The organism is Paenibacillus sp. E222, from assembly GCF_013401555.1.
Classification (GTDB): Bacteria; Bacillota; Bacilli; order Paenibacillales; family Paenibacillaceae; genus Paenibacillus.
Genome location: NZ_CP058552.1, coordinates 3778902 through 3791858, shown reverse-complemented (window position 1 = coordinate 3791858; position 12957 = coordinate 3778902). Strand labels below are relative to the sequence as shown.

The 12957-nt window shown below is 47.1% G+C and carries 15 protein-coding genes; 5 read left to right on the top strand and 10 right to left on the bottom strand.

Annotation, left to right across the window (positions count from 1 at the left end; all coding sequences use genetic code 11):
- Window positions 1-41 precede the first annotated feature (41 nt).
- Window positions 42-176 (top strand): Z-ring formation inhibitor MciZ, encoded by a 135-nt coding sequence (locus HW560_RS17075; protein WP_090900723.1) that lies wholly within the window; start codon window positions 42-44, stop codon window positions 174-176.
- A 127-nt stretch (window positions 177-303) separates the two neighbouring features.
- Here the strand turns inward: HW560_RS17075 and HW560_RS17070 are convergent, their stop codons facing one another.
- Window positions 304-1437, bottom strand: coding sequence for a M20/M25/M40 family metallo-hydrolase (locus HW560_RS17070; RefSeq protein WP_179264028.1), 1134 nt, complete (start codon window positions 1435-1437; stop codon window positions 304-306).
- 83 nt (window positions 1438-1520) lie between these two features.
- Here HW560_RS17070 and prli42 point away from each other — a divergent pair, with 83 nt between their 5' ends.
- Window positions 1521-1622 carry a stressosome-associated protein Prli42 gene (gene prli42, locus HW560_RS17065; RefSeq protein ID WP_090810668.1) on the top strand — a complete coding sequence of 34 codons (102 nt, stop codon included), beginning with the start codon at window positions 1521-1523 and terminating at the stop codon, window positions 1620-1622.
- A 27-nt stretch (window positions 1623-1649) separates the two neighbouring features.
- On the opposite strand, the gene lipB is transcribed toward prli42, so the two are convergent.
- From lipB to lpdA, 5 genes are all read right to left on the bottom strand, one after another.
- Window positions 1650-2357, bottom strand: coding sequence for a lipoyl(octanoyl) transferase LipB (gene lipB, locus HW560_RS17060; protein WP_179264026.1), 708 nt, complete (start codon window positions 2355-2357; stop codon window positions 1650-1652).
- Window positions 2358-2519: 162 nt separating this feature from the next.
- Entirely contained in the window at window positions 2520-3974 is a 1455-nt protein-coding gene (locus HW560_RS17055) for a dihydrolipoamide acetyltransferase family protein (RefSeq protein WP_179264024.1), read from the bottom strand.
- Window positions 3975-4022: 48 nt separating this feature from the next.
- A complete protein-coding gene (locus tag HW560_RS17050) occupies window positions 4023-5009 on the bottom strand; it encodes an alpha-ketoacid dehydrogenase subunit beta (RefSeq protein WP_053784434.1) in 987 nt (328 codons plus the stop codon).
- 2 nt (window positions 5010-5011) lie between these two features.
- Window positions 5012-6040, bottom strand: coding sequence for a thiamine pyrophosphate-dependent dehydrogenase E1 component subunit alpha (locus HW560_RS17045; protein WP_179264022.1), 1029 nt, complete (start codon window positions 6038-6040; stop codon window positions 5012-5014).
- 139 nt (window positions 6041-6179) lie between these two features.
- The gene (lpdA, locus tag HW560_RS17040) at window positions 6180-7604 is read right to left on the bottom strand and encodes a dihydrolipoyl dehydrogenase (RefSeq protein WP_109998534.1); all 1425 of its coding nucleotides are present in this window, start codon (window positions 7602-7604) and stop codon (window positions 6180-6182) included.
- A gap of 253 nt (window positions 7605-7857) precedes the next feature.
- Here lpdA and HW560_RS17035 point away from each other — a divergent pair, with 253 nt between their 5' ends.
- Together HW560_RS17035 and HW560_RS17030 are read left to right on the top strand one after the other, a co-directional pair.
- A complete protein-coding gene (locus HW560_RS17035; RefSeq protein ID WP_064636780.1) occupies window positions 7858-8181 on the top strand; it encodes a DUF2627 domain-containing protein in 324 nt (107 codons plus the stop codon).
- 186 nt (window positions 8182-8367) lie between these two features.
- The gene (locus tag HW560_RS17030) at window positions 8368-8715 is read left to right on the top strand and encodes a potassium channel family protein (protein WP_024630972.1); all 348 of its coding nucleotides are present in this window, start codon (window positions 8368-8370) and stop codon (window positions 8713-8715) included.
- Window positions 8716-8723: 8 nt separating this feature from the next.
- Here HW560_RS17030 and HW560_RS17025 read toward each other — a convergent pair whose 3' ends face one another.
- Complete coding sequence (locus HW560_RS17025) at window positions 8724-8936, bottom strand: hypothetical protein (protein WP_064636776.1); 213 nt, start codon at window positions 8934-8936, stop codon at window positions 8724-8726.
- A 184-nt stretch (window positions 8937-9120) separates the two neighbouring features.
- Here HW560_RS17025 and HW560_RS17020 point away from each other — a divergent pair, with 184 nt between their 5' ends.
- Window positions 9121-9714 carry a thymidine kinase gene (locus HW560_RS17020; protein ID WP_024630974.1) on the top strand — a complete coding sequence of 198 codons (594 nt, stop codon included), beginning with the start codon at window positions 9121-9123 and terminating at the stop codon, window positions 9712-9714.
- A 223-nt stretch (window positions 9715-9937) separates the two neighbouring features.
- Here HW560_RS17020 and HW560_RS17015 read toward each other — a convergent pair whose 3' ends face one another.
- The 3 genes from HW560_RS17015 to HW560_RS17005 all read right to left on the bottom strand — a co-directional run bounded on the left by HW560_RS17015 (window position 9938) and on the right by HW560_RS17005 (window position 12862).
- The gene (locus HW560_RS17015; RefSeq protein WP_024630975.1) at window positions 9938-10414 is read right to left on the bottom strand and encodes a hypothetical protein; all 477 of its coding nucleotides are present in this window, start codon (window positions 10412-10414) and stop codon (window positions 9938-9940) included.
- Window positions 10415-10952: 538 nt separating this feature from the next.
- Window positions 10953-11597: a hypothetical protein gene (locus HW560_RS17010; RefSeq protein WP_179264020.1), complete on the bottom strand. Its 645-nt coding sequence runs from the start codon at window positions 11595-11597 to the stop codon at window positions 10953-10955.
- 227 nt (window positions 11598-11824) lie between these two features.
- Window positions 11825-12862 carry an NAD(P)/FAD-dependent oxidoreductase gene (locus HW560_RS17005; protein WP_090900749.1) on the bottom strand — a complete coding sequence of 346 codons (1038 nt, stop codon included), beginning with the start codon at window positions 12860-12862 and terminating at the stop codon, window positions 11825-11827.
- Between the last annotated feature and the right edge of the window lie 95 nt (window positions 12863-12957).

Here is a 12957-nt window from a genome sequence, read left to right as displayed (position 1 = left end):
TAGCGATTTCAAACAAATATAGCGAATCAGGGGGACAACCAATGAACAGTTATTTAACACCGCAATCCGTACACGTGGTCGGACAAGCCAGACAAGTCCAGCTCATACTCAAGCAATGGGTGCGTGAGTGGGGTCCAGATGCCAAATTAGTTGATATGCTCGCTGGACGTAAATGATACTGTTCTTGGTCTGCAATACCCATGAAATATACCATGATTCTGCCAAAAAGTCCGAACTCGGTTTGTACCGGATTCGGACTTTTCAGTTGAAGCACGAGGGAGTTTCACCCTCGGTCTCTTTGGATTACTTTTTACTTGCAGCCGTTTCCTGAATAATAGCCACAACCACTTTAGATAGTTTCACAATATCCTCGGCGCGGATGCGTTCTTTCGTCGTATGGATGTCCTCATAGCCTACAGCCAGGTTGACCGTAGGTATGTTGAACCCATTGAAGATGTTGGCATCACTGCCACCACCGGATGCAAACGTGCTAGTCTCCAGCCCCAGGCTCCGAATGGCACGCTGTGCAAGCTGAACAACCTCGTGTTCATCATGGAAGCCAAATGCAGGATAGAGAATCTCACTGCGGAATTCAGCGGTTGCACCATATTTACGGCATGTCGTTTCCAGTGCTTCACGCATCTGGGCCACTTGAAGCTCTACCTTCTCCTGCACAATACTGCGTGCCTCGGCCTCAATCTGCACAAAATCGCAAACAACGTTCAGTGCTGATCCGCCCTGGAATTTGCCAATGTTCGCCGTAGTCTCATCATCAATCCGTCCCAGCTTCATCGCCGCAATTGCTTTGGCCGCCACTTGAATGGCACTGATGCCGTCTTCCGGATTTACGCCCGCATGTGCGGATTTCCCATAGATGTTCATTTGAATTTCGGCTCTCGCCGGAGCTGCCACACAGATTGTACCCACAGCTCCGTTGGAATCCAGAGCGTAACCGAACTCGGCTTCAATATCGTTCGGATTCATGGCACGTGCACCAACCAGACCCGACTCTTCCCCAACAGTAATCACAAACTGAATTTTCCCATGAGGTATGTTGTTCTCTTGAATAGCTCGAATCGCTTCAAACAAAGCGGCAATCCCCGCCTTGTCATCTGCACCCAGAATCGTCGTGCCATCACTGCGAATCCAGCCGTCTTCACCCAGCTCAGGTTTAATTCCTTGTCCAGGCGTTACGGTATCCATATGACATGTGAAAAAGATTGGTGCTGCTTCTTCAGTATTCTCGGCTTCCCAGGTAACCACGAGATTACAAGCGCCATGTCCAGTTTTCTCCATGGTGTCGTCCTCATATACACTGAGGCCCAGTTGAGTAAACTGTTCTTTTAACACTTTTGATATATTTTGTTCATGGGTTGTTTCACTATCAATCTGCACCAGTTCCATAAAATGATCAATAACACGTTGCTGTTTTATCATAGGACTTTCCTACCTTTCGTCGATACGGTACAATACAATTACTATGGTCTGTTTATTCAATTGTTGAAAGGAGTTCTCTCATCATGCAAAAAAAGAAATGGTTCCGCATCATTATCTATCTCATGCTGCTCGCCATGATTGGGTCCACCCTTTTCATTGCGCTCGAACCTTTATTGTTCGGATAGAAACCTGAAGCCTTTGTACTGTCTGATTTACAGACGGGGAAGGGCTTCTTTTTCTGTAATCCAGGTAATCTCATACGGGAAAATACGGTTAAAGTATGGAACGATATCCTGCGCAACCTGCTCTACAGTATAGGTCTTGCCTGTAATATCCTCCAATGAGGTCACACCATACTGCTCAATCCCGCAAGGTACAATCCCCTGAAAGCCTGCGTCCTGAATCCCCGAGGTAATATTAAAAGCAAATCCGTGACTCGTCACGAAGCCGCGCCAATGTTTACACCGATTGAACTTTACGCCGATGGCGGCAATTTTCAAATCTCCGATCCACACTCCTGTGTACGCCTCTTTGCGTCCCGCTTCGATACCCTGATCAGCCAGGTAATCAATAATCACCTGCTCTAGGCGACGTAAATAGCCGTGTAAATCCAAGGCTTCATCCCGCCCAAGAACAAGTAACGGGTAACCTACCAACTGCCCAGGGCCATGATACGTAATATCACCGCCACGGTCAATTTGAAACAAGGAGATGCCTTGCTCCCGCAGCTCATCTTCACTGAGAAGCAGGTGCTCCGGGTGGTTCTGTGAACCGATCGTATACGTTGGCGGATGCTGGAGCAGCAGCATCTGTTCCGCGCCTTCTCCCTCATCCAGTTGCTGCACAATCGCTTTCTGGCGGTTCCAAGCCTCTTCATAATCAAGCATCGGTATGTACACCACATCCAGCGGCTTGCTCATGATTCCCCCACACCCTTCTGTTTCAATGTTTATTGCATGATGAGCATTCATTGAAGAAAACGGGAAAAGTGCACGGCCACTGGCACATACACTTTCCCATTATCCATCTATTCAGCGCTTGGCATCTTTCGTAACTCATTGAAATGATGCACTTGCTCTCTCTTAATACACGTTCGATTCCATCGTGTATCCTTCAAGATTCTCTTTTACACGTTGGAGGAAACGTCCGCAAATGACTCCATCCAGAATCCGATGATCCAGGGAGAGACAAAGGTTCGCCATGGAACGGACAGCAATCATGTCATTGATGACCACAGGTTTCTTGACGATCGACTCAAAGGTAAGAATCGCCGCCTGCGGGTAGTTAATGATAGGTTGTGACAGAATCGAACCAAATGATCCGGTATTGTTAACCGTGAACGTTCCGCCCTGCATGTGGTCCAGCTTCAACGTGCCTTCACGAGTCTTACGTGCAAGCTCATCAATTTCACGAGCCAGGCCAGCGATGTTGCGCTGATCTGCATGTTTAATTACAGGTGTCAGTACAGAGTCTTCTGTACCCACTGCCATCGACAGGTTGATATCCCGTTTGACAATAATTTTGTCAACAGCCCATACCGAGTTCATGATCGGGTAGTCTTTAATCGCATTAACGACCCCCTTCATCATGAAGGACAAGTACGTCAGGTTGATGCCTTCCTTGCGCTTGAACTCATCCTTGAGTTTGTTGCGCAGCATCACCAGATTCGTCACGTCCACTTCGATCATCGTCCACGCGTGCGGGATTTCCGATACACTTTGGCGCATATTACGAGCAATGGCATTACGAACAGGAGTGACGTCGATAAAGTATTCGGATCTTCCCTGTCCGCCGCCCTCTACTTCGATTTGTGGAATTTTCGGACTTTCGGTCAGATGTATGCCGGAATGTCTCACAGGAACGCCTGCGTCGGCTGCTGGAACGGTTTCTCCGGCAGATGCGCCCAAGTCTGCATTTCCCCGATTCAATCCGCTGAAAGGAGAACCAGAAGGCACTCCCGAAGAGACCTGCTGTCCTGCTTCAGGAGAAGACTGTGCAGACGCTGCGCCCGCGTTCCCCCCCTGTGCAATGACTGCCAGTACATCCTTACGAGTAATCCGTCCACCTGCTCCAGTGCCCTGAATGCTCTGCAAGTTCAGACCATATTCAGCTGCAAGGGATTGAACCGCAGGAGAATAGCGGTTACGCATCGGCTGATTGGGATCATGGCTTGTTGTACTCGCTGCATCCGAAGCAGGTGCGTAATTCGCACGTTGTTGAACATGAACATGATCACCATTCTGTTGCTGCGAATCTTGTGTGACTTGCTCTGCTGCTTCCGCATCAGAAGCAGCTACCTGCATGCGGCAGATGGCTTCACCAACTGCAATGGTCGTACCTTCTTCGACCAACAGGTCACCCATAATTCCATCAACGGTTGATGGAATCTCTGCGTTGACTTTATCCGTAATCACTTCACAGATCGGTTCGTATTGTTCAACCCGGTCACCCGGTTTTTTCAACCATTTGGCAATGGTAGCCGAGACCAGCGATTCCGCCAGCTGCGGCATAATGACCTCGATCCATTTCATACTCATTGGTTATATCACTCCAAACTTTGCTTTTAAACTATCTCACTACACGAATTAATACTCGGCGAGTGTACGCATCGCTTCCTTGGCTTTATCCTTGCTCAGCATATAGAATTTCTCCAATGTTGGGCTAATCGGCATTGCCGGTACATCCGGTCCGCAGAGACGCTGAATTGGAGCATCCAGTTCGAACAGACATTCTTCACTGATGATAGCTGCAACTTCGGCTCCTACACCACCGGTTTTATTATCTTCATGCACGATCAGCACCTTACCTGTCAGACGAGCGGATGCAATGATGGCTTCGCGATCAAGTGGTTGCAATGTGCGCAAATCCAGTACGTGGGCAGTAATGCCTTCCTCACGCTCCAGCTCCTCGGCAGCCTGCATGACAAAATGAAGTGGCTGGCTATAACCGATAACCGTAATATCTGCTCCTTCACGAAGCACGTTGGCTTTACCGATTGGAACGATGTAATCATCTTCCGGCACATCTTCCTTGATCAGCTTGTAGCATTTTTTATTTTCAAAAAAGAGAACCGGGTCCGGGTCGCGAATCGCTGCTTTGAGCAGTCCCTTTGCATCGTATGCCGAGTATGGAGCAATAATTTTCAGACCTGGTGTGCCAAAAAAGATCGATTCAGGACATTGGGAGTGATACAGCCCACCAAAAATACCGCCGCCAATCGGCGCACGAATAACAATCGGGCAACTCCAGTCATTGTTGGAGCGATAGCGAATTTTGGCCGCTTCACTAATAATCTGATTCGTTGCAGGCAGCATGAAATCCGAATATTGCATCTCGGCAATAGGTTTCATACCGTACATCGCAGCGCCAATGGCTACACCTGCAATGGCTGATTCGGACAAAGGTGTGTCCATGACACGCATTTCGCCGAACTGATCCTGTAATCCTTTGGTTGTAGTAAACACGCCGCCTTTGAGTCCGACATCTTCACCAAGGATAAAAACATTTTCATCCCGTTCCATCTCTTCTTTCATCGCGAGACGGATTGCATCAATATATTCCATAACCGCCATGATTACCGTCCCCCTTCTTCGCTGTCCGCATAAACGTGCGTCAGAGTGTCCTCAGGTTTCGGATATGGCGCGTTGTCTGCGTATTCAGTCGCTTCTTTCATTTCCAGCGCAAGCTGGGAAGCCAGATCCGCATCCCGGGCTTCATCCCAGATGCCGCAATCAATCAGATAATTCTTCATACGAAGGACCCCGTCCTTCTTCCAGTTCTCTTCAACCTCTTCCTTGCTCCGGTATGCCAGATCATTGTCGGAAGTAGAGTGTGGAGACAAACGATACATCATTGCTTCAATAAGCGTAGGTCCTTCACCAGCGATTGCGCGGCGGCGAGCTTCTTTGACTGCACCGTATACTTCCAGCGCATCGTTTCCGTCCACACGAAGTCCGGGGAACCCGTACCCAAGTGCACGATCCGATATTTTACCACTCAGCTGCTTGTGGATTGGCACCGAGATGGCATACTGATTGTTCTCACACATAATGATCACAGGAAGTTTATGAACACCTGCGAAATTGGCACCTTCGTGGAAATCGCCCTGATTGCTCGACCCTTCGCCAAAAGTTACAAAAGAAACGAATTCTTGCTTCTTCATTTTGGCAGCCAGTGCAAACCCTACAGCGTGCGGAACCTGTGTGGTAACCGGGCTGGAGCCCGTTACAATCCGCAGCTTTTTGTGACCAAAGTGACCCGGCATTTGCCGTCCGCCACTATTCGGATCTTCCGCCTTCGCAAAAGCAGACAGCATCAGCTCACGTGGAGTCATGCCGACCGCCAGTACAAAGCCATAATCGCGATAATACGGTAAATAATAATCGTGATCCCGGTGGAGACCAAATGCAGCGCCTACTTGCGCAGCTTCCTGTCCTACACCGGATACGTGAAAGTTAATTTTGCCGGCCCGCTGTAAGAGCAAGCAGCGCTCGTCAAACTTGCGTGCGAGCAGCATGTATTTATACATATCCAATACTTCACCATCGCTAAGTCCCAGCTGTTCATGCCGATGGACCGCGTCTGCAGTACCTTTTGAACTCATATGAGGTACCTCCTTTTAATCAAAGCCTATGCCCGTCTTACTACCCGATCTTATAACCTGGTACTAAGACTTGGCTTAACCTTATTATAATCCCATTTGCCCAAAAAAGGAAAGGACCTTTCTCATAAGCCTGTCCGGCTTACATTCCAATCGATTTTCCGTCTACTGCCAACATGGCTTCACCCATGATTTCCGACAAAGTTGGGTGAGGATGGATCGTCTGTCCCACTTCCCACGGTGTGGCATCCAGCATCTGAGCCAAAGAGGCCTCTGCGATCAGTTCCGTCACATGGGTACCGATCATATGTACACCCAATATATCATTCGTCTTGGCATCTGCGATTACCTTCACGAACCCATCCCGACTTCCATGAACCAAAGATTTTCCAATCGCCTGGAACGGAAACTTGCCTGTCTTCACTTCATAACCACGCTCTTTGGCCTCGCGCTCCGTGAATCCGATACTCGCTGCTTCCGGACGAGTATAGACACAGCGCGGGATTCGATGTGATTCGACGGCATGTACCGTTTCACCCGCCAGATGATTCACTGCCAAAATGCCTTCATGGCTCGCTGCATGCGCCAGTTGTAATCCGCCGATGACATCGCCGATTGCATAAATATGTCCCTCACCCGTTTGCAGATGTTGATTCACAGCAATAAATCCGCGTTCGAGTTTGATATCCGTATTTTCGAGTCCGATATTTTCGACATTGGCCTGACGCCCAACCGACACCAGCATCTTGTCCGCTTTCAGGGTCTCTTGCTTCTCATCCCCCAGCTTGACATCAATCTGAATACCGTCTTTCTGTATGCTATATGTCTCTGTCAGAACGCTAGCGCCTGTTAGGAAGCGAACACCGCGTTTCCCAAGCAGTCTCTGCATTTCCTTCGCTACATCTTCATCCTCTGCTGGCAATACATGAGCAGCGGCTTCAACAACTGTAATTTCGACGCCAAAATCATTCAGCATGGATGCCCATTCGAGGCCAATCACGCCACCACCAACAATGATCAGGGATGCCGGTAATTCGTCCATTCGCAAAGCTTCATCACTGCTCATGATGTATCGGCCGTCTGGCTCAAGACCCGGCAATACCCGCGGGCGAGACCCGGTAGCAATAATGAGATTGGTTGGCACAACCGTATCCATCTCGCCATCTTCAAACTCGACAGCCACTGCACCGCTCTGAGGAGAGAAAATGGAAGGTCCGATCACGCGCCCTTTGGCATGTACGACCTGAATTTTATTTTTTTTCATTAAATACTGCACACCTTGATGAAGCTGCTCCACAATTGCATCCTTGCGCGCCTGAACCTTCGGAAATACAAGTGTCGCTCCAGCTGTTTCAATTCCATACATTTCGCTCTCTTGGATCTCTGCATACACTTCCGCACTTCGCAGCAACGCCTTGCTCGGAATACAGCCACGATGCAGACAGGTGCCTCCGAGCTTATCCTTCTCGATAATAACAACCTGTTTTCCTAATTGTGCGGCACGGATGGCAGCAACGTACCCTCCCGTTCCTCCTCCAAGAATGGCAACATCACATGTAATTGGCATCTTTAATGTTCTCCTCTATCCATATAATTTCAATACAATTTCAATATATTTGTAAGATGATAATTCAAATGATTCTCTTTTTCATAGACGTTATCTATATTCCATTGTACTCCCCTTGAGCAGTCAACTCAAAATTTGAGCCTGAAACGCATGGACAGCTTCTGGAAACCAAGCTATGATGGAATCAGGTATGACCTGTAAGCGCAACCTTTATTTTACGCCAACCTGTTCAACCTCAGGCAGAAGGAGTTTAATGGTGATGAATACTAGACTGATCTTTGCACGATTTGTGGCGATTATTGTTCTGGTCATTCCCGGGTTAATGGCAATGAAGGGTTTTCTGATGATGAAGGATGCCCTTTTCCTGTATTATGCCGAGCATGGGAACGAGCAGATCTCACCAGGTTTTCAATGGCTCTCCTTTGGTGGAGGACTTGTCCTGTTCGCCGCAGGCATGAGTTTTCTGGGAGGCTGGATTCTGTTCCGTGACCGCAAGCGTAATTATGTAGGCCCCCGTTTTCGTTCAAAAAGCGCACCCTCAGCCGACAAAGCAGAGACGCCCGGTACGACTTCCTGAGTCCGGGCTTTTTGTCATTTTTTCTGGCTACGCAACATTTCAACTTCCGAACTTTACATCTGCCTTTATATACGGTACTCGATCAGGTATAATGCTTATTTATTCAAACACGTATTTTGCATAAATTCAGAGTTAGCATCTTGAATATGCACAATGCCCACTCTTCCATAGACAGGATGGATCAACATGGTCTCATTTATCATTACGCTAAAAAGATTGCTTAAAGGCATTTTTCATGCCTTCAAGGACCAGAAGTTCCTGGCTCTGTTTGTATTAACTGCGGCGACACTTCTCTCGGGCACGTTATTTTATACCCGCGTTGAAGGGCTGCACTGGATTGATGCCCTCTACTTCTGCGCAGTAACGTTAACCACGGTGGGACACCCGGATTTTGTACCATCGACCGGATTCGGCAAGGCTTTTACGGTCATCTATATGTTTGCAGGTATCGGCCTCACCTTCGCCATGATTGCCAGAATTACAGCAGGTATTCTATTTCCCCGCAAATTGCAGACAGAAGAGAACCCGGAGTAGTCCCCGGGTTATTCGTATAATGCATCCCGCAGCTTTGTAGACATACGCGACTCTTTGGAAGAGGACTTCAGAATCGTTCTGCGTAACGTCAGATTACTGGCTTGCAGCCGCTCCGCTTCAGCGAACAAGTCTGCAAACAACGCCTGCGCAGCTTCGTCCAGGACTGACTGTCCTTTCAAACGTTCATATCGTTCTTGTAATTCGGATAATGCTTCACTCATCGTTAACACCTCTTTTCAATCGCTCCTGGCTTATGCACTACACTGCCGTAACCAACAGCTTAACAATCCATATAGTAACACAAAGCTGCTCAGATTAGTTCTGGCTCTTACTAAAGATTTTGTGGTACTCTGTAATGGTCGCTTTTTTTTGTTGAATCCCGTATGTGAGAGGAGTAGCAGAACTGTGCAAACAGGACGAATTACCGTAATTACAGGACCTATGTTTAGTGAAAAATCCGGTGAACTCATTCGCCGTTGTCAGAAATTAATTCAATTTGGCCGTAAAAAGGTCGTTGCTTACAAACCTGCCGAAGATGATCGGTTTGCCCAAGACGAGATTGTTAGCCGTATCGGCTATCGTCTGCCTGCTCATTCCATTCCCCGGCAATTGACCCCGGAATCCGTAGAAATGATCCTGACTCAAACCAAAGATGCTGATGTTGTTGCCTTTGATGAAGTACAATTTTTCAGCAGTGCCATCATGGAACTGGTCTCCGAGCTAGCCTACTGTGGCAAACATGTCATTGTGGATGGATTGAATATGGATTACCGTGGCAAGGAATTTGGATATGTAGGCGGTTTGCTCGCCATGGCGGATGACATTGAGAAACTGTCGGCATTCTGTGCCGTATGCGGAAGCCCGGATGCGGCTTTCACCCAGCGTATCGTTAATGGAGAGCCTGTAACGCTTGGACCAGTCGTCATGATTGGCGATTCAGAAGCTTATGAGCCGCGCTGTCGCTGCTGCTTCATTCCTCCTCACAAAGTTGAATGCTGAGCTGATTCAGTTTTTCAATGATCAATCTATAGGTTCTGATCGGCGGTATCTGCTGCTACAGGTTTCCTGAGATTTCAAAAAAAGCCCCTGAGGGCTTTTTTTATTATATCTCCATTTTACCAGCATACCCTTAATATACCTCTCCTTATCTTCGTCATTAGCCCTTTCTGTGTACACAAAAAAGCACCGCCTCACAGCGATGCTTCCCATACCTCATCTCCCGCTAGTCCCGGGAAACAAAATATTTGTTGGTCATGTAGTAAGCGTCGCCACGCGACGTTTCTACCATTCCTTTTTTGGCATCCAAAAATACAATTTCTTTGCACTTGGTGCAATACCATTTGGTGCGCTTATATGGAGATTCCGTAACATATGCCGTGCCACATTTGCAATCAATCTTCATTAATAACTCAGTTGATTTATATGCGCTGGACAAACGTTCCATGTTATCCTGCTGCTGTGTAGGCATAATCGTCTGCTGATAATCCGATAAATGATTCTGAACTTTGAAATCTGCTACCAACCCTGCATTCAATCCAAAAAACTCCTTGCCGATTTCGGTCACGAAGCGCTTCTCATTTCTGTAGCAATCCAGCCACTCAATAATCTGCTTATTTGACAGTGGAACCGTACCCTTGATACCGCTGTTTAAGGTGTAGGTCATGATGTATAAAGTATCGTCTTGTCTACCTGAGTACATTAGAATCCTCCTTCGAATACATTTGCTAATGTACTACAAAAACGCTCATAAATCAAAGCAATGTTATTTCCTGAGCGTATCTCTTCCTTATTAAAGGGGCAACATTCCTCGATGTTCCGCCAATGATTTACAAGAACTGCATACACCTGTAACATTTCCCTGGGAAGTCGCATAATGCACAATAGACTTCACTTTTTTACTACAGATGGAACAATAATACCTCCTTTCCTTCCTGGGAGTATAGTCGGATAGGTTTACTACGTTTGAGGTTGATTTGAACCTGCGCATAAAGTTGAGCCATTTCATCTCTTTCTCTCTCTTCCTTGTTTGCCTTCTAAGGGGTGAATTGCTTATGTTTAGGCAAAAATTGATCCTGCATTGGTTATGTATACGATTCCAAGTTGTACATGCCTATCTCATATTCTATTCGACGTTTTGAGCCTTTTTCCTGTTTTTGATCTCTATGCATACAAAAAAAACCGACAGAACCCGCCCCTTCCTCTTGTAAAAGTAAGGAACTTCCGTCGGTTAACTAGCCTTATTTATAAAACGTTCCAAGAACCTCCAGCGCGGGTGAGCGCTCAATTCGAAACGGATAGATATATCCCTGATTCAGCTTCACAAACTTTCGGCTCCACAGATCAAGTCCAGATGTAAACTGGTACGCCTGATATATAAATTTGGAACAATAGTTTCGTTCAATGCTGCGCAGATTCGTCTGCAATCGATAGAATTTCACCTGCTTATAATGATCATGCACCCACTGCGCTGCCTTCACACCAGCCTGATTCAAACGGGAACGAAATACAATGAAACGGTCCCCCTCATAAAAGCGGGTAACGTACCATTCCAAGGAATCGGCAAACACAGGTCCATAAGGGTGTACGTGATACACTTTACCGTCGAGTCCAATAATCCCCATATGCCCGGCGTAATAAGTCGATTCCGAACTTGGCGTATATAAAATATCTCCCGGCTCCAGCTTCATCTGGCCCAAAGCGATAATAGGCAAATCCTGATGCAGCCTCCTGGCTGCTGAACGTGCGCGCCGGCCTTCCACCAGAAGTCGGTGCATTTTCCCAGCAACAGCGAGATAGACTTCCGACCATTTGATGCGTTTTTTCTCAGGGCCTTTGAACCACCGATGAATGAATGTGGATATACGTTGAATTTCTTTTTTCATAATTGTGCACTCCACTCTAATCTGTTTAACGTTTCTTGATGTTTCTCCTCACTTCTAAGGCTCATTATAGACAGTTGATGATGCATGTTCAATTCCGGTGCCTGTTCTATGTTGTGCAATTTGAGGAGGTTCATACCGAAAATGGAAACAAAAAAAAGCAGTTCCGACATCAGCCAGAACTACTTCGTTTGATTTGAACAATTGGAGTTGAATTATATGAAGAGATTCTATTCTTCCACAACACCAAGTGCTTTATTTTTCTCCTTGAAACGGCTGTTATGGGAAGACACATAGGCAACTTTCTCTGCCTCAGGGTCCATATACAGTTTTGCACTGTTTACCGCGAGGGCCGCATCCGTAAATGTACCAGCAATCAGATACAGTTTACTTCCATAATCTACAAAGTCTCCTGCAGCGAAGACGCCTGGAATATTCGTTTGCAGCTTCTCTGTTGTGGTGACATGCCATTCACCAAGATCAAGTCCCCAATCCCGGATCGGGCCAAAATCACTCTTCATGCCATGGTTGACGATAATCGCATCCACATCAAGAACTTCACTCTCACCTGTCTCAACATGGGATATCGTCACCTGTTCGATGATCTCACCACTTTGACTATGTAGGGTATCAACGGCGTATGGTGTCCGAATATCTACTGAGGATTCTCTCATCCGCAGTACATTGCGCTCCAATCCACCAAAGCGGTCACGACGATGCACCACCGTCACTTGTTCTGCCAGTGCTTCAAGCTCATTGGCCCAATCGACAGCGGAGTCACCCCCACCAGAGATCAGTACCCGTTTGCCACGGAAAGGTTCAAGCTCCTGTACTGTGTAGTGAAGGTTCGTAACCTCATAACGGTCAGCGCCTTCAAGCTCCAGTTTGGCCATTTTATATATACCATACCCGATCGCCAATATGACGGTACGTGTCCAGTGTTGTTCTCCTGTATGCGATGTCAGCAGAATTGTGCCATCAGGCTGACGTTTGAATCCTTCAATTTGCTGTTCGAACACAATCGTTGGCTCAAACGTTCTCGCCTGTTCTTCCAGCTGTTTAATCAAATTTTCACACAGAATCGGGGTAACGCCGCCAACGTCCCAGATCATTTTCTCTGGATAAAAGAGCATGCGACCACCCAATCTATCCTTCGCCTCAATCAACTTGGTCTTCATATCACGCATCCCGCTGTAAAATGCAGAATACATGCCGGCAGGTCCCCCGCCGATAATTGTTACATCATATAATTCCAAATGCTGATCCATGTAGTTACCTCCATCAGTTCGATCCAAACCACTCGACTATTTGATATCGATTCTCATTATCACTCTTTTCCTAGTCTAATGGGAAACTTATCAAA

What these genes read in the sequence shown, in the direction of transcription:
- HW560_RS17075 (WP_090900723.1), top strand. Translation starts at nt 42, where the DNA reads ATGAACAGTTATTTAACACCGCAATCCGTACACGTGGTCGGACAAGCC.
- HW560_RS17070 (WP_179264028.1), bottom strand. Translation starts at nt 1,437, where the DNA reads ATGATAAAACAGCAACGTGTTATTGATCATTTTATGGAACTGGTGCAG.
- prli42 (WP_090810668.1), top strand. Translation starts at nt 1,521, where the DNA reads ATGCAAAAAAAGAAATGGTTCCGCATCATTATCTATCTCATGCTGCTC.
- lipB (WP_179264026.1), bottom strand. Translation starts at nt 2,357, where the DNA reads ATGAGCAAGCCGCTGGATGTGGTGTACATACCGATGCTTGATTATGAA.
- HW560_RS17055 (WP_179264024.1), bottom strand. Translation starts at nt 3,974, where the DNA reads ATGAGTATGAAATGGATCGAGGTCATTATGCCGCAGCTGGCGGAATCG.
- HW560_RS17050 (WP_053784434.1), bottom strand. Translation starts at nt 5,009, where the DNA reads ATGGCGGTTATGGAATATATTGATGCAATCCGTCTCGCGATGAAAGAA.
- HW560_RS17045 (WP_179264022.1), bottom strand. Translation starts at nt 6,040, where the DNA reads ATGAGTTCAAAAGGTACTGCAGACGCGGTCCATCGGCATGAACAGCTG.
- lpdA (WP_109998534.1), bottom strand. Translation starts at nt 7,604, where the DNA reads ATGCCAATTACATGTGATGTTGCCATTCTTGGAGGAGGAACGGGAGGG.
- HW560_RS17035 (WP_064636780.1), top strand. Translation starts at nt 7,858, where the DNA reads ATGGTGATGAATACTAGACTGATCTTTGCACGATTTGTGGCGATTATT.
- HW560_RS17030 (WP_024630972.1), top strand. Translation starts at nt 8,368, where the DNA reads ATGGTCTCATTTATCATTACGCTAAAAAGATTGCTTAAAGGCATTTTT.
- HW560_RS17025 (WP_064636776.1), bottom strand. Translation starts at nt 8,936, where the DNA reads ATGAGTGAAGCATTATCCGAATTACAAGAACGATATGAACGTTTGAAA.
- HW560_RS17015 (WP_024630975.1), bottom strand. Translation starts at nt 10,414, where the DNA reads ATGTACTCAGGTAGACAAGACGATACTTTATACATCATGACCTACACC.
- HW560_RS17010 (WP_179264020.1), bottom strand. Translation starts at nt 11,597, where the DNA reads ATGAAAAAAGAAATTCAACGTATATCCACATTCATTCATCGGTGGTTC.
- HW560_RS17005 (WP_090900749.1), bottom strand. Translation starts at nt 12,862, where the DNA reads ATGGATCAGCATTTGGAATTATATGATGTAACAATTATCGGCGGGGGA.